The 24268-nt window shown below is 74.3% G+C and carries 22 protein-coding genes; 7 read left to right on the top strand and 15 right to left on the bottom strand.

Annotation, left to right across the window (positions count from 1 at the left end):
- Positions 1 to 124: 124 nt before the first annotated feature.
- From AB0G56_RS05105 to AB0G56_RS05095, 3 genes are all read right to left on the bottom strand, one after another.
- Positions 125 to 577, bottom strand: a complete 453-nt coding sequence (locus AB0G56_RS05105) for a DUF6299 family protein (RefSeq protein WP_360963818.1) — start codon at positions 575 to 577, stop codon at positions 125 to 127.
- A 142-nt stretch (positions 578 to 719) separates the two neighbouring features.
- Positions 720 to 1118 carry a RidA family protein gene (locus tag AB0G56_RS05100; protein WP_360963815.1) on the bottom strand — a complete coding sequence of 133 codons (399 nt, stop codon included), beginning with the start codon at positions 1116 to 1118 and terminating at the stop codon, positions 720 to 722.
- Complete coding sequence (locus tag AB0G56_RS05095; RefSeq protein WP_360963812.1) at positions 1115 to 2593, bottom strand: acyl-CoA dehydrogenase; 1479 nt, start codon at positions 2591 to 2593, stop codon at positions 1115 to 1117. The genes AB0G56_RS05100 and AB0G56_RS05095 overlap by 4 nt, the downstream gene beginning before the upstream one ends.
- A gap of 125 nt (positions 2594 to 2718) precedes the next feature.
- Between AB0G56_RS05095 and AB0G56_RS05090 the strand changes: the two genes are divergently transcribed.
- Both AB0G56_RS05090 and AB0G56_RS05085 read left to right on the top strand, forming a co-directional pair.
- Positions 2719 to 4380 (top strand): AMP-binding protein, encoded by a 1662-nt coding sequence (locus AB0G56_RS05090; RefSeq protein WP_360963809.1) that lies wholly within the window; start codon positions 2719 to 2721, stop codon positions 4378 to 4380.
- A gap of 45 nt (positions 4381 to 4425) precedes the next feature.
- Positions 4426 to 5259, top strand: coding sequence for a PaaX family transcriptional regulator C-terminal domain-containing protein (locus AB0G56_RS05085; protein WP_360963806.1), 834 nt, complete (start codon positions 4426 to 4428; stop codon positions 5257 to 5259).
- Positions 5260 to 5266: 7 nt separating this feature from the next.
- Here AB0G56_RS05085 and AB0G56_RS05080 read toward each other — a convergent pair whose 3' ends face one another.
- Both AB0G56_RS05080 and AB0G56_RS05075 read right to left on the bottom strand, forming a co-directional pair.
- Positions 5267 to 7546 carry a bifunctional salicylyl-CoA 5-hydroxylase/oxidoreductase gene (locus AB0G56_RS05080; RefSeq protein ID WP_360963803.1) on the bottom strand — a complete coding sequence of 760 codons (2280 nt, stop codon included), beginning with the start codon at positions 7544 to 7546 and terminating at the stop codon, positions 5267 to 5269.
- A gap of 7 nt (positions 7547 to 7553) precedes the next feature.
- Positions 7554 to 8381, bottom strand: coding sequence for an enoyl-CoA hydratase family protein (locus tag AB0G56_RS05075; RefSeq protein WP_360963800.1), 828 nt, complete (start codon positions 8379 to 8381; stop codon positions 7554 to 7556).
- Positions 8382 to 8725: 344 nt separating this feature from the next.
- Here AB0G56_RS05075 and AB0G56_RS05070 point away from each other — a divergent pair, with 344 nt between their 5' ends.
- Complete coding sequence (locus tag AB0G56_RS05070; RefSeq protein ID WP_360963797.1) at positions 8726 to 9202, top strand: ATP-binding protein; 477 nt, start codon at positions 8726 to 8728, stop codon at positions 9200 to 9202.
- A 10-nt stretch (positions 9203 to 9212) separates the two neighbouring features.
- Here the strand turns inward: AB0G56_RS05070 and argF are convergent, their stop codons facing one another.
- From argF to AB0G56_RS05025, 9 genes are all read right to left on the bottom strand, one after another.
- Positions 9213 to 10226, bottom strand: a complete 1014-nt coding sequence (gene argF / locus AB0G56_RS05065) for an ornithine carbamoyltransferase (protein ID WP_360963794.1) — start codon at positions 10224 to 10226, stop codon at positions 9213 to 9215.
- A gap of 61 nt (positions 10227 to 10287) precedes the next feature.
- Positions 10288 to 11526, bottom strand: coding sequence for an arginine deiminase (locus AB0G56_RS05060; protein ID WP_360963791.1), 1239 nt, complete (start codon positions 11524 to 11526; stop codon positions 10288 to 10290).
- 190 nt (positions 11527 to 11716) lie between these two features.
- Complete coding sequence (locus AB0G56_RS05055; protein WP_360963788.1) at positions 11717 to 12640, bottom strand: LLM class F420-dependent oxidoreductase; 924 nt, start codon at positions 12638 to 12640, stop codon at positions 11717 to 11719.
- Positions 12641 to 12752: 112 nt separating this feature from the next.
- The gene (locus tag AB0G56_RS05050) at positions 12753 to 13226 is read right to left on the bottom strand and encodes a DUF6099 family protein (RefSeq protein ID WP_360963785.1); all 474 of its coding nucleotides are present in this window, start codon (positions 13224 to 13226) and stop codon (positions 12753 to 12755) included.
- Between the two features lie 170 nt (positions 13227 to 13396).
- Positions 13397 to 13741 carry a nucleotide pyrophosphohydrolase gene (locus tag AB0G56_RS05045; protein WP_360964254.1) on the bottom strand — a complete coding sequence of 115 codons (345 nt, stop codon included), beginning with the start codon at positions 13739 to 13741 and terminating at the stop codon, positions 13397 to 13399.
- A 100-nt stretch (positions 13742 to 13841) separates the two neighbouring features.
- Positions 13842 to 15188: an ATP-binding protein gene (locus AB0G56_RS05040; RefSeq protein ID WP_360963783.1), complete on the bottom strand. Its 1347-nt coding sequence runs from the start codon at positions 15186 to 15188 to the stop codon at positions 13842 to 13844.
- Positions 15189 to 15287: 99 nt separating this feature from the next.
- Positions 15288 to 15677, bottom strand: coding sequence for a cell division protein SepF (locus AB0G56_RS05035; protein ID WP_360963780.1), 390 nt, complete (start codon positions 15675 to 15677; stop codon positions 15288 to 15290).
- 109 nt (positions 15678 to 15786) lie between these two features.
- Positions 15787 to 17931 (bottom strand): RNA polymerase recycling motor ATPase HelR, encoded by a 2145-nt coding sequence (gene helR, locus AB0G56_RS05030; protein ID WP_360963777.1) that lies wholly within the window; start codon positions 17929 to 17931, stop codon positions 15787 to 15789.
- 122 nt (positions 17932 to 18053) lie between these two features.
- Positions 18054 to 18410 carry a hypothetical protein gene (locus AB0G56_RS05025; RefSeq protein ID WP_360963774.1) on the bottom strand — a complete coding sequence of 119 codons (357 nt, stop codon included), beginning with the start codon at positions 18408 to 18410 and terminating at the stop codon, positions 18054 to 18056.
- A 246-nt stretch (positions 18411 to 18656) separates the two neighbouring features.
- Between AB0G56_RS05025 and AB0G56_RS05020 the strand changes: the two genes are divergently transcribed.
- On the top strand, positions 18657 to 20009 hold the full coding sequence (locus AB0G56_RS05020) for an MFS transporter (protein WP_360963772.1): 1353 nt from the start codon (positions 18657 to 18659) through the stop codon (positions 20007 to 20009).
- Between the two features lie 295 nt (positions 20010 to 20304).
- On the opposite strand, the gene AB0G56_RS05015 is transcribed toward AB0G56_RS05020, so the two are convergent.
- Positions 20305 to 21255, bottom strand: a complete 951-nt coding sequence (locus AB0G56_RS05015) for a DUF3152 domain-containing protein (RefSeq protein ID WP_360963769.1) — start codon at positions 21253 to 21255, stop codon at positions 20305 to 20307.
- Positions 21256 to 21428: 173 nt separating this feature from the next.
- Between AB0G56_RS05015 and AB0G56_RS05010 the strand changes: the two genes are divergently transcribed.
- Genes AB0G56_RS05010 through AB0G56_RS05000 form a run of 3 tightly spaced genes read left to right on the top strand, consistent with a single transcriptional unit; the run spans position 21429 to position 24198 of the window.
- On the top strand, positions 21429 to 22118 hold the full coding sequence (locus tag AB0G56_RS05010; protein ID WP_360963766.1) for a response regulator transcription factor: 690 nt from the start codon (positions 21429 to 21431) through the stop codon (positions 22116 to 22118).
- Positions 22115 to 23632, top strand: coding sequence for a HAMP domain-containing sensor histidine kinase (locus AB0G56_RS05005; protein ID WP_360963763.1), 1518 nt, complete (start codon positions 22115 to 22117; stop codon positions 23630 to 23632). Before AB0G56_RS05010 ends, AB0G56_RS05005 begins: the two co-directional genes overlap by 4 nt.
- Positions 23629 to 24198 carry a hypothetical protein gene (locus AB0G56_RS05000; protein ID WP_360963761.1) on the top strand — a complete coding sequence of 190 codons (570 nt, stop codon included), beginning with the start codon at positions 23629 to 23631 and terminating at the stop codon, positions 24196 to 24198. The genes AB0G56_RS05005 and AB0G56_RS05000 overlap by 4 nt, the downstream gene beginning before the upstream one ends.
- Positions 24199 to 24268: the final 70 nt, after the last annotated feature.

Below are 24268 nucleotides of genomic sequence, written 5' to 3'. Positions count from 1 at the left end.
GTGACGTCCTGTGGCGTCACAGGATGTCATGGACCGTCAGCCATTCGGAGGGTGGCTGCCCCGCCGACGGTGGCGGGCGGCGCGGGCGGGGACGACCGGTCCGGTCCGGGTGCCTGAACGGGCCTCAGGCCCGGGTCAGGCTGACGTCCTGCTCGGCCACGGCGTGGAAGCGGGGCATCAGCGGCAGGCCGCCCTGCGTGGTGAGTTCCATGACGGTGGCCTGGACGTGGGCCGCGCCCGGCTCCAGGGCGTCGGCGGGCGTGCCCGTGTTGGCCCAGGTGTGCACGGCGCCGTCGCACACCGCGCGGGTGCCGCCGATGCCGTAGCGGGTGATCGGGTTCCGGCGGCTGAGGGCCGAGCTGACGAAGACCGGACCGCTCGCGCCGGTGCAGCGGTAGGTGCCGGAGAGGGTGACGGTGCCGTCGGCCGCGAGCCGGGCCGTCGGGTCGACGGTGACGGTCTCGTCGGCGGCCGTCGCCGCGGAAGTGGCCGGTGCGCCCAGGAGCAGCGCGGCGGCGGCCAGGCCGAGGGCGCCGAGTGCGGATCGTACGGAGGTGAGGGGCGGGGTGAGGGACATCGGGGCCTCCCGGTACGGGTGACGTGACTGGTGAGTGGAATAGGGGCCTCCACTCGTACCCGGCGCCCGTGCCTTCCGCCGTGACCCTCACCCCTTCGGTGGCGAGTCCGGGGGGCGGTCGGTGGCGTGCGGCCCCGTGCCGTCAGGCGAGGACCGCCAGGCCGTCCAGCTCCACCATGGCCTCCTCGTCCCACAGGCGTACGACCTGGACGACCGCCATCGCCGGGTAGTCGCGGCCCGCCAGTTCGCGCCAGCTGCGGCCGAGTTCGGGCGCGTGGGCGCGGTAGGCGGCGATGTCGGTGGCGTAGACGGTGACGCGGGTGAGGTCGGCCGGGGTGCCGCCGGCGGCGCGCAGGGCCGCGAGGAGGTTGGTGAGGGCCCGGGTGAACTGTTCGGGCAGGGTGTCCCCGGCCACCTTGCCGTCCTGGTCGAGCGCCGTCTGGCCGGCCAGGAACACGACCCGGGAGCCGGCGGCGACGACGGCGTGCGAGAAGCCGGTGGGCGGCGAGAGTTCGGGCGGGTTGACGCGCTGGACGGTCACGGGGCCTCCCCGGTCGACTGCTGCTGGGCGTACAACTCCTTGGCGATGATGGCCCGTTGGACCTCGCTGGCGCCCTCGTAGATGCGGGGCGCCCGCACCTCGCGGTACAGGTGTTCGAGGAGGTGGCCGCGGCACAGGGCGCGGGCGCCGTGCAGCTGGACGGCGGCGTCGACGACGTACTGCGCGGTCTCGGTGGCCAGGAGTTTGGCCATGGCGGAGCGCCGGGGCACGTCCGGGGCGCCGGAGTCGTACGCGCTCGCCGCCGCGTGCACCATCAGGCGGGCCGCCTCCGTGCGCAGGGCCATCTCGGCCACCTGGTGGGCGACGGCCTGGAGGTCGCTCAGCGTGCCCCCGAAGGCGTCGCGGTGCGCGGTGTGGGCGACGGTCGCGTCCAGCGCCGCCTGGGCCATGCCGACCGCGAACGCGCCGACGCTGGGGCGGAACAGGTTGAGGGTGCCCATCGCGACCCGGAACCCGCGGTCCACCTCGCCGAGCACGTCGTCCTCGGTGACGGGCACGCCGTCGAAGTCCAGGGTGCCGATGGGGTGCGGGGAGAGCATCTCCAGGGCGCCGCCGGTGAGGCCGGGGCGGTCGGCGGGGACCAGGAACGCGGTCACGCCCCGGGCGCCTGCGCCGGGGGTGGTGCGCGCGAAGACGGTGTACACGTCCGCCTCGGGGGCGTTGGAGATCCAGGACTTGCCGCCGGTGAGCCGCCAGCGCCGAGGGCCGTCGGGGCGGGCGGTGAGAGGGCCGCCCGGCGCGGGGGCGGGCGGGGCGGCGGGGGCGGGCGGCACCCCGGGACCGGCCGGCTGCCGGGCGCCGGCGTGCGGGCTGCGCGGCTTTCCCGGACGCGGGGTGTCGAGGTCGCCGGCGCGGGGCGCGGGCTCGCGGGCCGCACCGCCCTGGTGGGCACTTGCCGCGGGAGCGGGGGCGCCAGGGGGACTCGCTGCGGGAGCCGGGGCGCCGTGCGCCGTCGCGGGAGCCGGGGCGCCGCCGTGTCCCGTCGCGGGAGCCGGGGCGCCGACCGTGGAGGCGGGACGGGCGCGCGCCTCGGGCGGGCCGTCGCCCTCCGGTTCGGCCCGCAGCGCCAGTGCCGCCGCGTCCGAGCCCGCGCCCGGCTCGCTCAGGGCGAACGCCGCCACCGCGCTGCCGTCCGCCACCGCCGGCAGCCAGCGGGCGCGCTGGGCGGGGGTGCCGTGGGCGTGGACAGGGTGGGCGCCCAGGCCCTGGAGAGCGAGGGCGGTCTCGGCCTCCGTGCAGGCGTAGGCCAGGGACTCCCGCATCAGGCAGAGGTCCAGGGCACCGGAGGTGAACAGCCGTTCCAGGAGGCCGAGCCGGCCGAGGTCGGCGAGGAGCGGACGGTTGACGCGGCCGGGCTCGCCCTTCTCGGCGAGCGGGCGCAGCCGGTCGGCGGCCAGCGAGCGCAGCTCGGCACACCAGGCGACCTGGGCCGGTTCGAGCGAGAATGCGGGCATTCGCCGGTCCTCCCTCCCCCGGGGCGACCGGGGTCCATGAGCCACCGTATCGCGCCCCGTTGACTGTCGTCATCAACACGATACGCTCCCTGTGCGAGCCCACCACGACAAGGGGGCGAACCGCTATGAACCCGACGGACCCCGGCAGGGACGACGCCAGGGCGGACACGGAGAGGGCCGGAGCCGGCTCCCGGGACGCCGTCCGGCCGCCGGCCTTCTCGGCCCACGTCGACACCTTCGCGCGCGACCACCTCCCGCCCCCGGACCAGTGGCCGCGGCTGCGTTTCGAGCTGCCGGAACTGCGCTACCCCGACCGGCTGAACTGCGCCTCCGTACTCCTCGACCAGCCCCGGGCCGCCGCGCGCCCGGTGTTCCGCACACCCGGCGGAGCGACCTGGAGCTACGCCGACCTGGGGGCCCGCGTCGACCGCATCGCGCACGTCCTCACCGCCGACCTCGGGGTCGTGCCCGGCAACCGCGTCCTGCTGCGCGGCCCGACCACGCCCTGGCTGGCCGCCTGCTGGCTCGCGGTGCTCAAGGCCGGGGCGGTCGCCGTCACGGTACTGGCCCAGCAGCGCGCGCACGAGCTGGGCACGATCTGCGAGATCGCCCGGATCCGGCACGCGCTGTGTGACGTGCGGGCCGTCGACGACCTGGTCAAGGCGGAGGTGCCGGGGCTCGCGATCACCACCTACGGCGGCGACGGACCCGACGACCTGCTGCACCGCTACGTGCCCGAGGTTCCCTTCCGGGCCGTGGACACCGCCGCCGACGACGTGGCGCTCATCGCGTTCACGTCCGGCACCACGGGGCGCCCCAAGGGGTGTGTGCACTTCCACCGGGACGTCCTGGCGATCGCGGACACCTTCTCCCGGCATGTGCTCCGACCGCGTGCCGACGACGTCTTCGCGGGCAGTCCGCCGCTCGGGTTCACCTTCGGCCTGGGCGGTCTGGTCGTCTTCCCGATGCGGGCGGGGGCCAGCGCACTGCTGCTCGAAGACGCCCACCCCGGGCAGTTGCTGGAGGCGGTCGCCGAGCACCGCGTCTCCGTGCTGTTCACCGCCCCCACCGCCTACCGCGCGATGCTCGACCGGCTGGGCACCCACGACGTCTCCTCGCTCAGACGCTGCGTGTCGGCCGGCGAGAACCTGCCCGCGACCACCTGGCACGCCTGGCACGAGCGCACCGGCCTGCGCATCATCAACGGCATCGGGGCCACCGAGCTGCTGCACATCTTCGTCTCGGCGGCGGACGAGGACATCCGGCCGGGCACGACCGGCGTGCCGGTACCGGGGTGGCACGCGCGCGTGCAGGACGAGTACGGACGGCCCGTGCCCGACGGCGAGCCCGGCCTGCTCGCCGTCCAGGGGCCCGTCGGCTGCCGCTACCTGGCCGACCCGCGGCAGCACGCGTACGTGCGCGACGGCTGGAACATCACCGGGGACACCTACGTCCGCGACTCCGACGGCTACTTCCGCTACGTCGCCCGCGCCGACGACATGATCATCTCGGCCGGGTACAACATCGCCGGACCGGAGGTCGAGGACGCGCTGCTGCGGCACCCGGACGTGGCCGAGGCGGCGGTCGTGGGGCGGCCCGACGACGCGCGCGGCCAGGTCGTGGTGGCCTACGCCGTCCTGCGCCAGGGCGCCGCGCGGGACGCGGAGGCGCTGCGGGCGTTCGTGAAGTCCGAGCTGGCGCCGTACAAGTGCCCGCGCGAGATCGTGTTCCTGGACGCCCTGCCGCGCACGGCCACCGGCAAGCTCCAGCGCTTCCGCCTGCGGTGACCGCCAGGGACACCGACGACCTGGGACGACCTGGGACGACCTAAAATGATCAACGTGTCCGAGCAGCCCGTACCGCACGCCCCCAGGTCCCTCATCGTCACGCTCTACGGGGCGTACGGCCGCTTCGCACCCGGCCCGGTGCCCGTCGCCGAGCTGATCCGGCTGCTGGCGGCGGTCGGCGTGGACGCGCCGTCGGTGCGTTCCTCGGTGTCCCGGCTCAAGCGGCGCGGGCTGCTGCTCCCGGCCCGGACCGCCCAGGGCGCCGCCGGCTACGAACTCTCCATCGAGGCACGGCAGTTGCTGGAGGACGGCGACCGCCGCATCTACGCGGGCGCGCCGCCCGGCGACGAGGGCTGGGTGCTGGCCGTGTTCTCCGTGCCGGAGTCGGAGCGGCAGAAGCGGCACGTGCTGCGCTCCCGGCTGGCCGGACTCGGATTCGGCACGGCGGCGCCGGGGGTGTGGATCGCCCCGGCCCGGCTGTACGAGGAGACCCGGCACACGCTGCGGCGGCTGCGTCTTGACGCGTACGTGGACTTCTTCCGGGGCGAGCACCTGGGGTACACGCCGACCGCCGAGGCGGTGGGCCGCTGGTGGGACCTGGCGGCGGTCGCCAAGGAGCACGAGGCGTTCCTCGACCGGCACGCGCGCGTGCTGGAGGCCTGGGAGGGGCGTGCGGACACGCCGCCCGAGGAGGCGTACCGCGACTATCTGCTCGCCCTGGACTCCTGGCGCCACCTGCCGTACACCGACCCCGGGCTGCCCGCCCGCCTGCTGCCCGCCGGCTGGCCCGGGGTCCGCTCGGCCGCCGTCTTCCGGAGCCTGCACGAGCGGCTGCGGGACGCGGGCGCGCAGTTCGCGGGCCTGACACAGGGGCCCTGACCCGCACTCAGGTCGCCAGGCCGAGGCGGGGTTTGGGCGCGTCCGTGCGGCCGGTCTGCGGCGGCCTGCTGCCCGCGCGGTAGGGGGCGGGCCACACGGCGCCGGGGCCCTGGTACCCCTGTTCGGCGGCGGCGTGCAGCGTCCAGTGCGGGTCGTACAGATGGGGGCGGGCGAGCGCGCACAGGTCGGCGCGCCCGGCCAGGATCAGGGAGTTGACGTCGTCCCAGGAGGAGATCGCGCCGACGGCGACCACCGGGACACCGGTCGCGTGCCGGATCCGGTCGGCGAACGGCGTCTGGTACGACCGCCCGAACTCCGGCCGCTCCTCGGCGACCACCTGCCCGGTGGAGACGTCGATGGCGTCGGCGCCGTGCGCGGCGAAGGCGCGGGCGATCTCCACGGCGTCCTCGGCCGCCGTCCCGCCCTCGGCCCAGTCGGTGGCGGAGATGCGGACGGTCATGGGCCGCTCCGCTGGCCACACCGCGCGCACGGCGTCGAAGACCTCCAGCGGGAAGCGCAGCCGCTTCTCGAGGGAGCCGCCGTAGGCGTCGGTGCGGTGGTTGGTCAGCGGAGAGAGGAATCCGGAGAGCAGGTAGCCGTGGGCGCAGTGCAGTTCGAGGAGGTCGAACCCGGCGCGGGCGGCCCGCAGGGCAGCCGAGGTGAACTGTTCGCGTATGTCGGTGAGTTGCGCGCGGGTGAGCTGGCGCGGGACCTGGCCGCCCGGCTTGTACGGCAGCGGGGAGGCGGCCACCAGTGGCCAGTTGCCCTCGGGCAGCGGCTCGTCCATGCCCTCCCACATCAGCCTGGTGGAGCCCTTGCGCCCGCTGTGCCCGAGCTGCACGCCGATCGCGGTGCCCGGCGCCTGCCGGTGCACGAAGTCGGTGATCCGGCGCCAGGACTCCGCCTGCCGTCCGTTCCACAGACCGGTGCAGCCCGGGGTGATCCGCCCCTCGGGACTCACGCACACCATCTCGGTCATCACCAGGCCGGCGCCGCCGAGGGCCCGCGCGCCGAGGTGCACGAGGTGGAGGTCGCCGGGGACGCCGTCGACGGCCGAGTACATGTCCATGGGCGAGACGACGACCCGGTTGCGCAGGGTCAGGCCGCGCAGTCTGAACGGGGTGAACATGGGCGGGGTGCCGGGCGGGCAGCCGAACTCGCGCTCCACGGCATCGGTGAAGCGGGCGTCGCGCAGGGCCAGGTTGTAGTGGGTGACGCGGCGGCTGCGGGTGAGCAGGTTGAAGGCGAACTGGCGGGGCGGCTGGTCGAGGTGGAGGCCGAGGTTCTCGAACCACTCCAGGCTGGCGCGGGCGGCCCGCTGGGTGGAGGCGACGACCGGCTTGCGCTCCTCCTCGTACGCCGTCAACGCCTCGCTCAGGCAGGGCTGTTCGTCCAGGCAGGCGGCGAGCGCGAGAGCGTCCTCGACGGCGAGTTTGGTGCCGGAGCCGATGGAGAAGTGGGCGGTGTGCGCGGCGTCGCCGAGGAGCACCAGGTTGCCGTGCGACCAGCGCTCGTTGACCACCGTGCGGAAGGTGGTCCAGGCCGAGTTGTGGGAGCGCAGCGGGCGTCCGCCGAGCGCGTCCGCGAAGATCTTGGCGCAGCGCTCGACGGACTCCCGTTCGTCCAGTTCCCCGAACCCGGCGGCCCGCCAGACCTCTTCGCGCATCTCGACGATGACCGTGGAGGCGTCGTCCGAGTAGGGGTAGCCGTGCAGTTGCATCACGCCGTGCTCGGTCTCGGCGATCTCGAAGCGGAAGGCGTCGAAGGCGAAGTCGGCGGCGAGCCAGATGTAGCGGCAGCGGTGGGCGGTGATCCGGGGCCGGAACACGTCGGCGTACGCCTCGCGGGTGGCGCTGTGCACGCCGTCGGCGGCGACGACCAGGTCGCAGGCCTCCCGCAGCCGGGCGGGGTCCGGTGCCTCGCTGCGAAAGCGCAGGTCGACGCCGAGGGAGCGGCAGCGGGTGTGCAGGATCTGCAGGAGCCTTCGCCTGCCGAGGGCGGCGAAGCCGTGGCCGCCGGAGGTCTGCCGGGTGCCCCGGTGGACGATGTCGATGTCGTCCCAGCGCACGAAGTCCCGCTGGAGCGCCTGGTGGACCACCGGGTCGGCGTGTTCGATGCCGCCCAGGGTCTCGTCGGAGAGGACGACGCCGAAGCCGAAGGTGTCGTCGGGCGCGTTGCGCTCCCAGACGGTGACCTCGCGGGCGGGGTCGAGCCGTTTCAGCAGGGCCGCCGCGTACAGGCCGCCGGGCCCGCCGCCGATGACCGCGACCCGCAGGGCGTCCGTCATCGCCGACTCACCTCCCCTGCCACTTGGGCGGGCGCTTCTCGGTGAAGGCGGCGTGGAACTCGGCGTAGTCCTCGCCGTTCATGAGCAGGGCCTGGGTGGCTGCGTCCATCTCGACGGCTGCGGACAGGGGCATGTCCAGTTCGGCGGTGAGCAGGGCCTTGGTCTGCGCGTGGGCGAGGGCGGGGCCGTCGGCGAGGCGGTGGGCGAGTGCCTGGGCGGCCTCGTCGGCGTGGCCCTCGTCGGTGAGCTGGCTGATCAGGCCGATCCGCTCGGCCTCGGGCGCCCGGACCGGCTCGCCCAGCATCAGCAGCCGCGTGGCGTGGCCGAGGCCGACCACGCGGGGCAGCAGGTAGGCGGCGCCCATGTCGCCGCCGGAGAGGCCGACGCGGGTGAACAGGAAGGCGAAGCGGGCGCTCGGGTCGGCGATCCGGAAGTCGGCGGCCAGCGCCAGCACGGCTCCGGCGCCCGCCGCGACGCCGTGCACCGCCGCGATCACCGGGAAGGGGCACTCGCGCACGGCCCGTACGACCTGGCCGGTCATCCGGTTGAAATCCAGCAGTTCGGCGGTGTCCATGGACAGGGTGGCGCCGATGATCTCGTCGACGTCGCCGCCCGAGCAGAAGCCGCGGCCCTCGCCGGCCAGCACCAGGGCGCGCACGGCCCGCTCCCGGGACAGCTCGGCGAGCAGGTCGCGCAGGTCGGCGTAGGCGCCGAAGGTGAGGGCGTTGAGCTTGTCGGGGCGGGCGAGGGTGACCGTGGCCACCCCGCCGTCCAGCTCGACGCGCAGGTGCCGCCACGCGGAGGTGCGGGTGACGGAGCCGGTGAAGGGACTCATGACGTACGGCCTCCTCGGCGGACTGCCCGTGTCGTCCGGCGCCGGCGGTGCCGCGCGCGGCTCTCCCTGTCGAAGTTATCACCTGTCTGTGACTGCCGTCACGAGTGCGCGATAGAGCGCGGTTCCGGGAGGGGGTCTGCGGGAGGAGGGCTGTGACAATGTGGCCGGCGTCCGTCGCTTCGTCACAGGTGGTCGATGGCGCGGTAACGACGGGAGGGGCCGGGGGAGGACGGGCGTTCGCAGGGGTAGTCCGTCCGTGCCGGGGCCCGCGCCCCGGACGGAGGGCACCGAGAGCCGCCGCCGACGGCCCCCGTACCATTCCCTCGTCGAAAGCAGGCAGCCCGATGGTGACGACCGGTGCGCCGCCCTGCGTCATGAACGGACACACGTTGCAGGAACCCCCCGCCTCCGCCTGGCGCATCGCGCTGCCGCACTCGGTCGCCGCCGTGCCGGTGGCCCGCGCCCTGGTCCGTACGGCGCTGGCCGAGCGGGAGCACACCGCCGACAGCGACACCGCGGAACTGCTCACGGCCGAACTGGTGGCCAACGCCGTGGAGCACACGGCGGGCAGCGGTCCGATAGAGCTCCTGGTGGAGCTGGAGCCGGGCGGCTGCCACGTCGAGGTGCGCGATCCGGACCCGGCGCCGCCGGGCGGCCTCACCCGGCCCGGCCTGACCCCGCCCGACCCCTGGCGCGAGGACGGGCGCGGCCTGCTGCTGATCCGCGCGCTCAGCTCGTCCTGCGGGCACCGCCCGACGGCGTCGGGCAAGGCGGTCTGGTTCAGGCTGTCCGCGCCGCCCGTGGGACCGGGCGGCGCCTGAGCAGCTCGAACTAACCCCGCGCCAGCGTGGCGACCAGGATCGCCTTGATGGTGTGCAGCCGGTTCTCGGCCTCGTCGAAGACGACCGAGTGGGCGGACTCGAAGACCTCGTCGGTCACTTCCAGCGACCGCAGGCCGTACTGCTCGTGGATCTCCCGGGCGACCTTGGTGCCGAGGTCGTGGAAGGCCGGCAGGCAGTGCAGGAACTTGACGTCCGGGTTGCCGGTGGCGCGCAGGACGTCCATGGTCACCGCGTACGGGGCCAGGGACCGGATCCGCTCGTCCCAGACCTCCTTGGGCTCCCCCATGGAGACCCACACGTCGGTGGCGACGAAGTCGGCGCCGCGCACACCCTCCTCCAGGGACTCGGTGAGGGTGAGGCGCGCGCCGCTCGTGGCGGCCAGCTCCTGGGCCCGGTCGACGATCTCCTGGGCGGGCCAGTAGGTCTTGGGGGCGACGAGCCGTACGTCCATGCCGAGCAGGGCGCCGGTGATCAGGTAGGAGTTGCCCATGTTGAAGCGGGCGTCGCCGAGGTAGGCGAAGGCGATCTCGCGCAGCGGCTTGCCGCTGTGCTCGGTCATCGTGAGCACGTCGGCGAGCATCTGGGTGGGGTGCCAGTCGTCGGTGAGCCCGTTGTAGACGGGGACGCCGGCGTGGGCGGCCAGCTCTTCGACGGCCGCCTGGCTGTCTCCCCGGAACTCGATCGCGTCGAACATCCGTCCGAGGACCCGGGCGGTGTCCTTCGTGGACTCCTTGTGCCCGATCTGCGAGCCGGACGGGTCGAGGTACGTGGTCGAGGCGCCCTGGTCGGCGGCGGCGACCTCGAACGCGCAGCGGGTGCGCGTCGAGGTCTTCTCGAAGACCAGCGCGATGTTCTTCCCGCTCAGGTACCGCGTCTCGGTCCCGGCCTTCTTCGCGGCCTTCAGTTCGGCGGCCAGTTCGATCAGGCCGCGGAACTCCTCCTCGGTGAAGTCCAGCTCCTTGAGGAAGTGGCGGCCTGCGAGGGCGGTCGGGACTGTCGCCATGGGGGCGCTCCAACGGATGAGGGACAGGGACGACTGGAATTCTATACGATTCCCAGAATTTCTATGCGGACGGGCCGGTGACCGGGTCCCGCTCCACCGGGCAGCTCATGCAGCGCGGGCCGCCCCTGCCCCGGCCCAGCTCGCTGCCCGGGATCTCGATCACCTCGATGCCCTGCTTGCGCAGGTGGGTGTTGGTGGTGGAGTTGCGTTCGTAGGCGACGACGACGCCCGGCTCGACCGCGAGGACGTTGCAGCCGTCGTCCCACTGCTCGCGCTCGGCCGCGTGGACGTCCTGCGTGGCGGTCAGCACCCGGATCTCGCTCAGCCCGAGGGCGGCGGCGATCGCGCGGTGCATGTGCTCCGGCGGATGGTCGGTGACCTTCAGCTCCTTGTCGCCCGAGCCCGGCTCGATGGTGTACGAGCGGAGCATGCCGAGCCCCGCGTACTGGGTGAACGTGTCCCCGTCGACCATCGTCATCACCGTGTCCAGGTGCATGAACGCACGCCGCTTGGGCATGTCGAGCGCCACGATCGTCCGGGCCGAACCGGCGGCGAACAGCTTGTGCGCGAGCATCTCGACGGCCTGCGGGGTGGTCCGCTCGCTCATCCCGATGAGCACGGCGCCGTTGCCGATGACCAGCACGTCCCCGCCCTCGATGGTGGACGGGTAGTCGGCCTGCCCCTCGGACCACACGTGGAAGGTGTCGCCGCGGAAGAGCGGGTGGTAGCGGTAGATCGCCTCGAAGTGCACGGTCTCGCGCTGCCGGGCGGGCCAGCGCATCGCGTTGATGGAGACGCCGTCGTAGATCCAGGCGGAGGTGTCCCGGGTGAAGAGGTGGTTGGGCAGCGGGCCGAGCAGGAAGTCGTCCACGTCCATGACGTGGAACCGCACGGAGGCCGGCTCGGCGTGCGCCCGCAGGAACTCCCGCTTGGTCATCCCGCCGACCAGCGCCTCCGCCAGCTCCTGCGCGTCCAGCGTCTCGAACGCGGCCCGGAGGTGGTCGGTGGCCAGCGGACCGTACTCCTTCTCGTCGAAGACGCGGTCCAGGACGAGCGACCGGGCCGACGGGATCTCCAACGTCTCGGTCAGCAGATCACCGAAGAGGTGCACGGCGACCCCGCGGTCGCGCAGCACGTCGGCGAACCCGTCGTGCTCGGCGCGCGCCCGGCGCACCCACAGCACGTCGTCGAAGAGGAGGGCGTCCTTGTTGCTGGGGGTGAGCCTCTTGAGCTCCAGATCCGGCCGGTGCAGGATGACGCGGCGCAGCCGCCCGGCCTCGGAGTCGACATGGAATCCCATGTCTCCATCCTGACCACCGACGGGCGACTTCACCCGCTGCTCGCGGGTTTCCGTACGGCCCCGCGTTCCCGTGCGCCGCACCGCCGCACCCCCCGAGCCGCCGCCCCGGCCTGCCGCGCGGGGCGCGGGGCCGGGACGGCTGCGGGGCCCCGCGCGACAGCGGGGCCGGGGCGTCGCCGGGGTGGATCGGCTACGACAGCTGCGACTGCACCTGGGAGGAGATCAGCTCCAGGTGGTCCAGATCGGACAGGTCGAGGATCTGGAGGTAGATGCGGCTGGAGCCGGTCGCGGCGTAGCGGCCGATCTTGTCGACCACCTCGGCCGGGGAGCCCGCCAGGCCGTTGGCCTTCAGCTCGTCGACCTCGCGGCCGATCGCGGCGGCGCGGCGGGCGACCTCCTGGTCGTCCCGGCCGACGCAGGCGACCAGGGCGTTGGAGTAGACGATGTCGTCCGCGTCACGGCCGGCCGTCCGCGCGGCGGCGCGTACCCGGCCGAACTGCCGCTCGCTGTCCTCGATCGAGGCGAAGGGGACGTTGAACTCGTCGGCGTACTGGGCGGCCAGCCGCGGGGTGCGACTCGCGCCGAGGCCGCCGATGAGCACCGGGATCTTCGTCTGCGCGGGCTTGGGCAGCGCGGGCGACTCGCTCAGCCGGTAGTGCTCGCCCTGGAAGTCGAAGGTCTTGCCGGTCTCGGTCGCCCACAGGCCGGTGACGATGGCCAGCTGCTCCTCCAGGCGGGCGAACTTCTCCTTGGGGAAGGGGATGCCGTACGCCTTGTGCTCCTCCTCGTACCAGCCCGCGCCCAGGCCCAGCTCGACCCGGCCGCCGGACATCCGGTCGACCTGCGCGACCTGGATGGCGAGGACGCCGGGGAGGCGGAAGGTGGCGGCGGTCATCAGGGTGCCGAGACGGATGCGCTTGGTCTCGCGGGCGAGTCCGGCGAGGGTGATCCAGGCGTCGGTGGGGCCGGGCAGGCCGTCCCCGTCGCCCATGCGCAGGTAGTGGTCGGAGCGGAAGAACGCGTCGAAGCCCAGGTCCTCGGTGGCCTTGGCGACGGTGAGCAGGGTGTCGTACGAGGCCCCCTGCTGGGGCTCGGTGAAGATGCGGAGATCCATGCCTCCATCCTGCACGCCGCCACCCCGCCGTCCCCGCCGACCCCACCGGGCCCGACGACGACCCCGGCTGCCGGACGGGTGAACCGTCCGAGCCGCGGTGGGATGGGCGCGGTCAGCCCGCCTCGCGCTCCGGGAGGACCGCTTCCTCGCGGGCCGCCAGTTTGCGGAGCAGCTCGCGGACGCGGTCCCTGGACTCGTCGGCCGCGTCGATCGCCTCCATGCACTGCCAGTACGTACGTTCGTCGGCGGCCGAGCTGGCGATGCCGACGAGGGCGATCCCGACCTCGCCCAGCAGCCCACCGAGGCACAGCAACGCCCGGTGCGCGTCGGCGAGTTCGGTGAGCTGGGCGGCGCGCAAGGCGCCGGGGTCCAGGTCCGGGGCGTCCAGGACGCCGCAGCCGCGGCCCGCCAGTTCGGTCAGGCCCAGGGCCTCGCCGCGCAGCTCGGGCGGCCCCGAGACCGCGAGGCGGCTGCCGATGGCCTGGGCCAGGGCCTGGGCCTGCCACACCTCCGCCAGGACGGCCGGGGTCTCGGCGCTGCCCGCCAGGGCACGCCTGCTCGCCAGGATGAGCCGCACCGCGTCCATGCGCTGCCCCCGTCATCTTCCGACGTACGTGTCGCACGTCTGCCCGAACTCCCTTGTCCACTACCCAGAGTGAGGGTGCTCGGGACAAAAAGCCAGAGGAAGACGGAAATCTCTGGACAACGAATCGATTTCGACCGAGTGCATGACTCCGGAGAGTGATAGCGGAGCTGTCAGTTCCCCTCGGTGGTGTCCGCCTCCCCGGCCACTCCCCGCACCGGGAACCGCCGTTCGTTCCGGTCGATCTTCGCGGCCAGCGCCGCCAGCGGATCGACGCCGAGCACCTCGCAGAGTTGCAGCAGGTACGCGAGGACGTCGGCGACCTCGTCCCGCACGCGGTACGCCGACTCGGGGTCGGCCATGACGCGCGCCGACTCCTCCGGGGTCAGCCACTGGAAGATCTCGACCAGTTCGGACGCCTCGACGCTGAGGGCAGCCACCAGGTTCTTCGGGGTGTGGTACGGCTGCCAGTCGCGCGCGGCGGCGAACTCGGCGAGGCGGCGCTGCAACCCGGCCAGGTCGAGGTCGCGACCCTCCCCGGGGGCCGAGGGCGAGGCGGTGCCCGGAGGCTCGGGGTGCTCAGGGGACTCGGCGTGGTCGGTCACGGGATCAGGTCTATCACCCGTGACCTCCCGTCCCTTCCGGAGCCGCCGCCCCGCCCAGCTCCACCACCCGCGCCGCCGCCCCGCCCAGCTCCACCACCCGCGCCGCCGCCCGCGTCTCTCCCGCCCATGACGCGTCGCTCACGGTGCCGGTGACGCGGATGTGCCCGCGTTCGCACATCCGCTCGGCCAGCCGCAGCAGCGCGGCGCGCTGGCGCGGGTCGAGCGACCGGTCGAAGCCGTCGGCGAGGACCGTGAGGGACTGGAGCGCCGCGGGCACCTCGCCCGCCGGGTCGACGTCCAGCACGCCCGGACCGGTGAGCAGCACCGACGCCAGCGCCGCGTACCGCAGTTCGCCGTCCCCCAGCCGCTCGAAGCCGGTGCGCGTGCCGTCCCCTCGGTCCAGCACCGCCCGTACCCGTCCGGCGCCCGCCGGCTCGGCGAGCACGTCGGCCACGGGCCCGGCGCAGCCGGCGCGCACCGCCTCCACCAGCAGTGCGTGCCGACGGGCGCACTCGGCGCGGGTGCGCCACAGCACGGCGGCGAGGTTGTCGCACCCGCGCAGCAGCCGCCCGGCCCCGACGGGCGCGGGCGCACGCATCCGTCCGGGCAGCGGATCGCACGCGAACACCGACCGCAGGGCGACCACCATCTGCTCGGCCGCGGCCAGGACCCTGCGCTGCCCGTCGTTCTTCCCGGCGACCCGCAGCGGCAGCAGGGCGGTGCCGAGCCGGTCGTCGGGCAGGGACGAGCGGTGCGGCGGCTGTCCGGGGCCGCCCGTGCACCACGACGCCTCGACGGCCCGCCGCCCGGGATCGCGCAAGGACGTCTCCAGCAGGACCTGCCCGCCCGCGGTCAGCCGCTCCCCCACCACGCGCAGTCCGGGTTCGGCCTGGACGGCGACGTCGAGGCGGACCGCGCCCTGCGGGCCGTCCGCCGTGCAGCCGATGCGGAAGCCGCGGCGGCGGCGGTGGTCCGGGCGGGTGTCCTCGGGTACGCAGGCGGCCGGGTCCGGGAAGACCTCGCCCAGTGCGGCCCCGCCGCCGAGCCGGGCCAGCGCCTCGTACGCCCTGGCCGCGCTGGTCTTGCCGCACCCGCTGGGCCCGGCCACAAGCGTCAGCGGCCCGAGCGGGAGGCGGACACGGCGGTGTGCCGCGAACGCCGTCAGCCGCAGCTCGGTGATGCACGGCCGGGCCGGCGGGACCGCGCGGGCGGCCGGAGCGGCGGATCCGGACGGGTACGGCACCGGCGTGGACGCGGACGGCACGGACGACACGGACGGCACGGACGGCACGGACGGCACGGACGATGAGGGTGCCGTCGATGAGGGCGCGGACGGGGGCGCGGGTGGGAACGCGGTCATACCGGGACCGTAGAGGGCTGTGACCAGGGCGAACCGTTCCGCCCTGAGCGCCTTCCCACGATCGGGGGACACCGCCCCGGGCGGCCCGCCCCGGCCGTCTCACATGCCGGGAACCGCCGCGCCCTGCATCAGCCCGCTGACCTCGGTGCCGGGCGGCGTGAGGAGGAACACGTTCCGGTCGACCCGGTGCATCCCGCTGGCCAGGCCGAAGACGACGCCGGTACTGAAGTCCAGGACCCGCTTGGCCACCTCGGTCTCGGCGCCGGTGAGGTCCAGCAGGACCGGCACCCCCGCCATCAGCGTCTCGGCCACGTCGCGGGCGTCCGCGAAGATGTTGACCCTGAGGACGACGAAGCGGCGGCGCATCTCCGTGTCCGCGTCCGGGAGGGAGCGGTGGTGCACCGCGGACGGCCAGGAGTCGCGTCCGCGCAAAGGAACGACCTGGGCGAGCCCCTCCCACTGTTCATCGGTGACGTCGTGGCTGTTCACCGGCTCCCCCCGACCTGACTCGCACTCATCGCCTGCACCAGCCAATTCTTACGCCATGTCACCTGTTCGGCCCAACTGCGACACGGTCGGCGACGGAGATACGGCGGTCTCAGGAGCTGGTGAGGACGACGAGTTGCCGGGTCGCCCTGGTCATCGCGACGTAGCGGTCGACCGCTCCCTCGATGCCCGTTCCGTACTCCTGCGGGTCGACCAGGACGACCAGATCGAACTCCAGTCCCTTGGACAGCTCCGGGGTCAGTGACCGGATGCGCGGGCTCTCGGGGAACGAGGGGGCGCCGATCACGCAGGCGGTTCCCTCGGCATGCGCCGCCGCCCAGGTGGCGAGGACCGAGTCGAGGTCGGCGACGCGGCCGTGGACGACGGGGACGCCGTTGCTGCGGATGGAGACGGGCACGTTGACGTCGGGGAGCACGGCCCGGATGACCGGCTCGGCCTCCGTCATGATCTCCTGCGGAGTCCGGTAGTTGACGGTGAGGGAGGCCAGGGTGATCCGGCCGAACCCGACCCGTTCCAGCCGTTCGCGCCACGACTCGGTGAAGCCGTGCCGGGCCTGCGCGCGGTCCCCGACGACGGTGAAGCTGCGGGACGGGCAGCGCAGCAGCAGCATCTGCCACTGCGCGTCGGTCAGTTCCTGCGCCTCGTCCACGACGACGTGCGCGAACGGTCCGGCGAGCCGGTCCGCTTCGATGCGTGGCGCCGCGTCCTCGTCGACGAGGGCGTCCCGCAGGTCCCGTCCGTGCAGCATCGTCACCGCGCCCTCGCCGTCGTCGGCCGCGAGGACGTTGTCGATGACCGCGGCCATCCGCTCGCGTTCGGCGGCGAGGGACGCCTCGCGGCGGCGCTCGTGCCGGGCGGCCTCGGGGTCGCCGAGCCGCTGCCGGGCCGCGTCCAGGAGCGGCAGGTCGGACACGGTCCAGGCCTTGGCGTCCGCGCGCTGCAGCCGCCGTACGTCCGCGGGCGCGAGCCAGGGCGCGCACAGGCGCAGGTAGGCGGGTACCGACCACAGGTCCGAGACGAGGTCGGCCGCCTCCAGCAGGGGCCAGGCACGGCGGAAGGCCGTGAGCAGGTCCCGGTTTCGCGCCAGCGACCGGCGGAGCAGGTCGGGCGGGGCGTCGCCGTCCTGCTTGTCCGTCAGGACGGTGAGCAGTTCCTCCCAGACCTGGGCGCGTGCCTGGTTGTGGGGGGTGCCGGGTTCCGCCGCCTCGAACGCCGCGGCCCAGTCGTCGGGGTCCAGCCGGATGTCGGACCAGTGGGTGGTGAGGGTCATCCCTTCCGTCGGCGGCTCCTCGTAGAACCTGACGGCCTTCTCGATCGCCTTCACCAGGTCCGCGGACGACTTCAGGCGGGCCACCTCCGGGTCGGCCTCGGCCCCGGCCGCGGCGCCCTCGGCGACGAGGTCCCGCAGCGTGCAGGTCTGTACGCCCTCCTCGCCGAGGCTGGGCAGCACGTCGGAGACGTAGCCGAGGTAGGGCTCGTGCGGGCCGACGAACAGGACACCGCCGCGGCGGTGTCCGAGGCGGGGGTCGCTGTAGAGGAGGTAGGCGGAGCGGTGCAGGGCGACGACGGTCTTGCCCGTGCCCGGCCCGCCGTCGACGACGAGGGCGCCGCGGGAGCCCGCGCGGATGACGGCGTCCTGGTCGGCCTGGATGGTGCCGAGGACGTCCCGCATCCGCGGCGACCGGTTGCCGCCGAGGCTGGCGATGAAGGCGGACTGGTCGTCGAGTGCGGCGTGCCCGGCGGAGGCGTCCGCGGTGAACACCTCGTCCCAGTAGTCGCTGATCCGGCCGCCTCTCCAGCGGTACCTGCGGCGGCTCGCCAGGCCCATCGGGTCGGCGTGGGTGGCCCCGAAGAACGGCTCGGCCGCGGGCGAGCGCCAGTCGAGCAGCAGCCGGCGCCCGGTGCTGTCGGTGAGGCCGAGCCGTCCGACGTACAGGGGCTCGGTGCCGTCCGCGCCGACCATGCGGCCCAGGCACAGGTCGAGCCCGAAGCGGCGCAGGGTGCGCAGGCGGGTGGAGAGCCGGTGGACCTCCGCGTCCCGGTCCATGGCCTGCCGGCCGACCCCGCCTGGCGCCCTGCGCTCGGCGTCGAGCCGGACGGACAACTCGGCGACCGACTGCTCCAGACACTCCGCGACGGCCGCGAAGTGCCGCTCGTCGTCGGCGATCAACTCCGGTCCGGCCTTGGCGGCCAGCCGCTCGGGGAGGTCGAAAACACTGGTGGACAGGGGATTCACGTCCGTGATGCTCCGCATCTGTGGGGTGGGGTGGGGTACGGGGCGCCGGGGTGGGGCGGGGTGGCGCAGGGGCTCGTGCTTCATGGGGGGGCGGATGGAGCTGGTGGGGCGGGCCGCTCCCATCACCGGGCGGACGGGGGGACTTGGCGGGGGCGGGCGGATTCGGCCGGTGGGGCGGGTGGCTCCGCCCCACCGTCGCAGCCCTCGGCCGCCGCGGTGACCGCCTCGAACTGGGCGGCGATCAGTTCCGCGGCCCGTCCGGGCAACGACGACGGTGCCGGTGCCGCGGTCGTCAGCGCGCGCGCCGACCGGCCGACCGGCACCAGCGGCACGCCGACACCGGCCGGCCGCCGCGCGAAGTCCTCGTCCGGCGGCGCGCACACCCGCACCTCCGCGCCGATTTCACGCAGCCGCGCCGCGAGGGCGGCGAGCGGTTCCACGTCCGCGCGCGACCCATACGTCGACACCACCACACGCACTTCGCGACTCCCGTTTCCGCAGGTCTCTGGCTTCGGCCGGTCATTGTGCGGGACGACGGGGGCCTTGCCGCAAGCCCCCCGGTGCGCTATACGTTGAGAGTGGAAAGGAGCGGGTCGTCTCCTTTCCCTCTTTTTTGCCCGCTTGTTTTTTGCCCGCCTGCCCCGGGCTCCTCGGGGTCATCGGCGGCATCGGGTTCGCAGGCCCGACCGCGCGGGGGCGACGCGGGGGCAAGGGATAATCCGCGGATGACTCCCCCGCGAAACCGCGTCCGCCGTCCGTCCTGGGCCGGGCGCAACTACACGCTGCTGACCGCTGCCGCCGTCGTGTCCGGGCTGGGCAGTTCCGGGGCACTGGTCGCGGGGGCGTTCGCGGTGCTCGCGGTCGGCGGCTCGGCGACCGACGTGGGACTGGTCGCGGCGGCACGGACGGTGCCGCTGGTGGTGTTCGTGCTGATCGGCGGGGCGCTGGCGGACCGGCTGCCCCGGCACCGGGTGATGGTCGCGGCGAACGCGCTCAACTGCGTCTCGCAGGGCCTGTTCGCCGCCTTGGTGCTGACCGGCACCGCGCGGGTGTGGCAGATGGCCCTGCTGGCCGCGCTGGGCGGGACGGGGCAGGCGTTCTTCTCCCCGGCCGCCGAGGGAATGGTGCTGGCCACGGTCTCCGGCAGCGACTCCGGGCGCGCCTTCGCCGTCTTCCGTACGGGGGTGAACGGCGCCGGCATCCTGGGCACCGGGCTCGGCGGCGCGCTGGTGGCGGCGGCCGGGCCGGGGTGGGTGCTGGCGGTCGACGCGGTGGCCTTCGCGGTCGCGGGGGCGCTGCGCGCCTTCCTGGACGTGCGTGACGTCCCCGGGCGGCGGGGCGGCACCAACCTCCTGGCGGACCTGCGGGAGGGCTGGCGCGAGGTGGCGGGCCGGCCCTGGCTGTGGTCGATCGTGGTGCAGTTCGCGGTCGTGAACGCGGTGGTCGCGGCCGCCGAGACGGTCTACGGACCGCTGGTGGCGCGGGAACGGCTGGGCGGGCCGCAGCCTTGGGGACTGGCGCTGGCCGCCTTCGGCGTGGGCACGGTTCTCGGCGGGTTGCTGATGACGCGGTGGGCGCCGCGCCGGCTGCTGCTGGTGGGCGTCCTCGGCGTGCTGCCGCTCGCCTTGCCCTCCGCGGCACTGGCCGTGCCGGTGCCGACGCCCGCGCTGGTGGCGGTGATGTTCGCGACCGGGGTGAGCGTCGAGGTGTTCGCCGTGGCGTGGATGTCCGCGCTGCACCAGGAGATACCGGAGGAGAAGTTCTCGCGGGTGTCGTCGTACGACTGGCTCGGCTCGCTGGCGCTGGTGCCGGTGGCCACGGCGGTGGCCGGCCCGGTGCAGGACGCGGTGGGCCGGCCGGCGGCGCTGTGGGGGTGCTCGGCACTGGTGCTGGCGCTGACCCTGGCGGTGCTGTGCGTACCGGACGTCCGCCGGCTGACCCGCAGGCCGAAGCCGGCCACCGGGCCGGCCGGGGAGCGCCCGGTGGCCGGGCCGGCTCGGGACCGGGGTGCTCCGGAGGACGCGGGGGCCGTTCGGCCCGACGGCGCCGGTGGGGCCGGGGCCCGTTCGGAGCCGTGATCGCAGGGCCGGGAACCGGGCGCGTCGACGACGGCGGCGTGGAAGCCGCAGCCGGTCACGCGATCGGCGCCGGGGGCCGGTGACCGGAGAACTCCGTCGATACAGCGTTCAGGGGCCTCTCCTGCCCGGGCGGCGTCACGGGCGACCGCGAGCCACAGGCCCGCGCGTCATGCCGTCCGGACCCTTGGACCGGCCACCTCGTTGGACCGGCCACGCCCGTGGACCGATCACGCACCGCGCACGACGAGCGGGAGATCACCGGGCTGCGCGTCAGCGTCGTGAGGTGAGATGAGTGTCAGGGCACCGCGGGGCCCTTGAGGTAGTTCCCCTTGGAGTCGTAGGGCCAGGCGTTGGCGACGCACCCGTGGAGTCCGTCGATCTGCTGCATCATCGCGGGGGCGGGCCGCCCCGGCCCGGGGCACGTCTCGTGGCCGTGACCGATGCGGTGGCCGACCTCGTGGTTGATGATCAGGGCGCGGTACTCGTGGATGGGTCCGGAGAACTGGGGCGAACCCTGGTTCCAGCGCTTGAGGTTGACGACCACCTGGCTGCCGACGTCGCAGTTGACCTCACCGTGGGTGTGCAGTCCGGCCGCACCGCAGATGCGGTCCACGGTGGCGGGCGTGGCGATCTTCACCACGAAGTCCACGGGCCCCTGGGAGACGAGCTGGAAGGCGTCATGGCCGTCGGCGGTCCAGCTGCGCCGGTCGGCGAGGATGCCCTGGATCTCGTGGGCCGCCTCGTCGGGCGTGACACCCGTCCCCTCCTCGACCTGGACCTCGTAGCGCCGCACCGTCCCGGTGCCCGCCACCTGCCCGGAGGCCCGCGCGGTGTGGAAGATCCCGTTCCCGGCCTTGCCGGTGCCCGTCCCCGCCGCCGGCTTCCCGTCCTTGCCCCCGCCCTTCCCCGAGTCCTTCTTCGTGTCCTTCCCCGACGTCTTCCCGGACGCCTGCGTCGTCGGCGTGGACCCGCCCTCCGCGTGCCGCAAGGAGTCCCCCGCCCGCGTCGGCCCCCGCCCGCCCGTAGCGGCCGGCGCGGCGGCGGACCCGCCGCCCGGCTCCCCTCCCGCGCCCACGAACAGGACCGCCGCGCCGACCGCGCCGGCGGCGGCCAGAGCGCTGAGGACGTAGACGTGGCGACGGCGGCGTGCGCGGCGGCGGGAGGCGCGACGGGTGGTGGCGGTGCGGCGGCTCGGAATGCCGTCCGCGCCGGGGCCCGCGTCCGAGCGGAGTCTGGTTCCTGGCATGGCGCCCAGGCTGGTGACCGTATGTGATGTCCTCTGGACCGAAAGGTCACAGGACTGCAACAGTGCTCTTCCGGGGCTTGAGCATCACGTCGATATGATCCTTCCGTAACAGTTCCCCGAGAGGCCGGGCCCCGGCAGCCGCCGCCGGTCGCGGGCCGCACATACTGATCGACATGCCCCGGATCCTGCTCATCGAAGACGACGCCGCCGTGCGCCAGGGAGTCGTGCTCGCCCTGCGCCACCAGGGGCACGACGTCTGCGCCGCCGCCACCGGCGAGGAGGGACTGGAGCAGCTCGGCGCCTTCCGCCCGGACGTGGTGATCCTGGACCTCATGCTGCCCGGCCTGCCCGGCCTCGACGTGTGCCGCCGGATCAGGGGGCGCGAGCAGGTCGGGATCATCATGATGACCGCCAAGGGCGACAGCGTCGACATGATCGTCGGCCTGGAGGCGGGGGCCGACGACTACGTGGTCAAACCCGTGCAGGCCCGGGTCCTCGACGCCCGTATCCGCGCCCTGCTGCGCCGCCTCGACGCACCGGCTGCGGGCACCACCCGGCCCCGCGCCGAGACGCACGGCGACCTCGGCATCGACCGCGCCGGACTGCGCGTCACCCACCGGGGGCAGCAGGTCGACCTCGCCCCCTCCGAACTGCGGCTGCTGCTCGCGCTGTCCGCCTCACCGGGCCAGGTCCTCAGCCGCCAGCAGCTCCTCGAAGCGGTCTGGGAGCACAGCTACCACGGGGACATACGCCTGGTGGACGCCTGCGTGAAACGCCTGCGCGGCAAACTCGGCGAGCTGGGCGGCACCCCGCGCTACGTCCACACCGTGCGCGGTTTCGGCTACTGCTTCCGGGCGCCGTGAGCCCCCGCCGCCCCGCCCCGCGGACCGTGCGCCGCCCCTCCCTGCGTGGCGGGCTGCGGCTCCGCCTCGTCGCGGGGTTCACCGTCGTCGCCGTCGTCAGCTGCCTGAGCACCGGCGTCCTCACCTTCCGCGAGGCGCGCACCGGGGTGCTCCAGCAGAGCCAGGACGCGGTGGTGCGGCAGTTCCGCGACAGTGTCGACGCGCGGGCGCCCGGCTTCCCGGACGCGCCCAGCCGGTCCGACCTGAACGCCATGGTCGCCGACCTCGCCTACACGCACCGCTCGCAGCAGTGGCGTTTCCTCGCCACCTACGGCGACGAGCGCGCCGTCTACGGACCGCAGGACAGCTTCGACGTCCTCACCCCCGAACTGCTGCGTTCCGTACGGACCCGGGCCGCCGCGGTCTTCCAGCGCGTGCACCACGACGGCCGGTCCTTCCTCGTCGTCGGGCTGCCCGTCACCTACGCCTCCTCGGCCGATGTGTCCACCGCCGCGACGGGCCTGGCGCTCTACCTGGTGGTCCCCCAGGAGACCGAACAGCTCTACGTGCGGGCGCTGATCACCGCCATCGAACGGGCCACCCTGCCCGCGCTCGGCCTCGCCGTCCTCATCGCGCTGCTCGTCGCCCGCGGGGTGCTGCGCCCCGTACGGGCCCTCGGGCGGGCCACCCGGCGGATGGCCGCCGGACACCTCGACACCCGGCTGACGGTCGACGGCTCCGACGAACTGGCCGAGCTGTCCCGGACGTTCAACGACACCGCGGCCGCGCTGGAGCAGTCGGTGGCGGAGCTGCGCCGCATGGAGGCGCGGGCCCGGCGGTTCGCCGCGGACGTCTCGCACGAACTGCGCACCCCGCTCGCCGCGATGACGGCCGTCACCGACGTGCTCGACGAGCAGTCGTCCGGCCTGGACCAGGTCACGGGCGAGGCGGTACGGCTGGTCAGTGAGGAGACGGCACGGCTGGCCCGGCTGGTCGACGACCTGATGGAGATCTCCCGCTTCGACGCGGGCGCGGCCGAACTGGGCGCCGACGACATCGACTTGGCCGAGTCGGTCCGGCGCACCCTCGCCGCCCGCGGCTGGCTGGACCGGGTGAACACGGACCTGCCGGCCGGCGGGGCGCTGCGGGCCCGCGTCGATCCGCGCCGGGTGGACGTGGTGGTGGCCAACCTTGTCGGCAACGCGCTGCGGCACGGGGCACCGCCGGTGACCCTGCGCCTGACCGCCGCGGACGGGTGGGCGGTGATCACGGTCACCGACCGGGGGCCCGGCATCCCCGAGGCGGACCTGCCGCACATCTTCGAACGGTTCTACAAGGCGAGCCGGGCCCGGACCCGCAGTGAGAGCAGCGGACTGGGGCTGGCCATCACCGCCGAGAACGTACGCCTGCACGGCGGACGCGTCCGGGCGGGCAACGATCCCGGCGGCGGCGCGGTCTTCACCGTCGAACTGCCGCTGCGGCCCCGGCCGGCGGCGGACACCTCCCCCGGGGAGGAAGGGAAGGAGAGCACATGAGACGCGTCCCGCGCGCCGCCGCCGCGGCGGCCGTCGCCGGCGCCCTGCTCACGGCGGCGGGCTGCGGGGTGCCCACGTCGGGCGTCATCGACGCCGGTGCCCCGGCGGTCGGGGTCCCCGCGCAGGTCACGGTCTACTTCGTGGCGGACGGAGTACTGCGCCCCGCGCCCCGGCAGATGCCCGCCGGGGCCGCCGACCCGGTCGGGGCGGCCGTACGGCTCCTGCTGGCCGGACCGAACCCGGGCGAGGCCCGGCAGCTGACCACGTCCCTGCCCGCCCTGCCGGGCCCGGTCGGCGTCACCGTCGAGCAGGACGTCGTCTCCGTCCGCTTCCCGGCCGGGGTGGGACGTCCCGGCACCCTGGCGATGGAGCAGCTCACCTGTACCGCGGCGAGGGCGCTGCGCCGGTCCGGGGACCGCGAGGGCCTCGCGGTCCCCACGTACGCCGCCACACCCCCCGCTCCCGAAGGCGCGAGCACGGCGACGCCGGAGCCGCACATCAGCGTCCGCGCCACGGGGTACGGCTGGGCCACGGCCCGCTCGGACGCCGTCTGCCCCGCCGGCTGACGCCTCGTCCGCGCAGCGGCCGCGTCCGGAACCCGGGTGCGCCTGCGTGTCCGGCGCCCCTCCGTCTCGT

It is taken from the genome of Streptomyces sp. NPDC021356 (genome assembly GCF_040641015.1).
GTDB lineage: Bacteria > Actinomycetota > Actinomycetes > Streptomycetales > Streptomycetaceae > Streptomyces.
This window is presented reverse-complemented; position numbering and strand designations above follow the sequence as displayed.

What these genes read in the sequence shown, in the direction of transcription:
- AB0G56_RS05070 (WP_360963797.1), top strand. Translation starts at nt 8,726, where the DNA reads ATGGTGACGACCGGTGCGCCGCCCTGCGTCATGAACGGACACACGTTG.
- AB0G56_RS05060 (WP_360963791.1), bottom strand. Translation starts at nt 11,526, where the DNA reads ATGGGATTCCATGTCGACTCCGAGGCCGGGCGGCTGCGCCGCGTCATC.
- AB0G56_RS05090 (WP_360963809.1), top strand. Translation starts at nt 2,719, where the DNA reads ATGAACCCGACGGACCCCGGCAGGGACGACGCCAGGGCGGACACGGAG.
- AB0G56_RS05000 (WP_360963761.1), top strand. Translation starts at nt 23,629, where the DNA reads ATGAGACGCGTCCCGCGCGCCGCCGCCGCGGCGGCCGTCGCCGGCGCC.
- AB0G56_RS05095 (WP_360963812.1), bottom strand. Translation starts at nt 2,593, where the DNA reads ATGCCCGCATTCTCGCTCGAACCGGCCCAGGTCGCCTGGTGTGCCGAG.
- AB0G56_RS05040 (WP_360963783.1), bottom strand. Translation starts at nt 15,188, where the DNA reads ATGACCGCGTTCCCACCCGCGCCCCCGTCCGCGCCCTCATCGACGGCA.
- AB0G56_RS05050 (WP_360963785.1), bottom strand. Translation starts at nt 13,226, where the DNA reads ATGGACGCGGTGCGGCTCATCCTGGCGAGCAGGCGTGCCCTGGCGGGC.
- AB0G56_RS05085 (WP_360963806.1), top strand. Translation starts at nt 4,426, where the DNA reads ATGATCAACGTGTCCGAGCAGCCCGTACCGCACGCCCCCAGGTCCCTC.
- AB0G56_RS05020 (WP_360963772.1), top strand. Translation starts at nt 18,657, where the DNA reads ATGACTCCCCCGCGAAACCGCGTCCGCCGTCCGTCCTGGGCCGGGCGC.
- AB0G56_RS05010 (WP_360963766.1), top strand. Translation starts at nt 21,429, where the DNA reads ATGCCCCGGATCCTGCTCATCGAAGACGACGCCGCCGTGCGCCAGGGA.
- AB0G56_RS05080 (WP_360963803.1), bottom strand. Translation starts at nt 7,546, where the DNA reads ATGACGGACGCCCTGCGGGTCGCGGTCATCGGCGGCGGGCCCGGCGGC.
- AB0G56_RS05015 (WP_360963769.1), bottom strand. Translation starts at nt 21,255, where the DNA reads ATGCCAGGAACCAGACTCCGCTCGGACGCGGGCCCCGGCGCGGACGGC.
- AB0G56_RS05075 (WP_360963800.1), bottom strand. Translation starts at nt 8,381, where the DNA reads ATGAGTCCCTTCACCGGCTCCGTCACCCGCACCTCCGCGTGGCGGCAC.
- AB0G56_RS05055 (WP_360963788.1), bottom strand. Translation starts at nt 12,640, where the DNA reads ATGGATCTCCGCATCTTCACCGAGCCCCAGCAGGGGGCCTCGTACGAC.
- AB0G56_RS05105 (WP_360963818.1), bottom strand. Translation starts at nt 577, where the DNA reads ATGTCCCTCACCCCGCCCCTCACCTCCGTACGATCCGCACTCGGCGCC.
- argF (WP_360963794.1), bottom strand. Translation starts at nt 10,226, where the DNA reads ATGGCGACAGTCCCGACCGCCCTCGCAGGCCGCCACTTCCTCAAGGAG.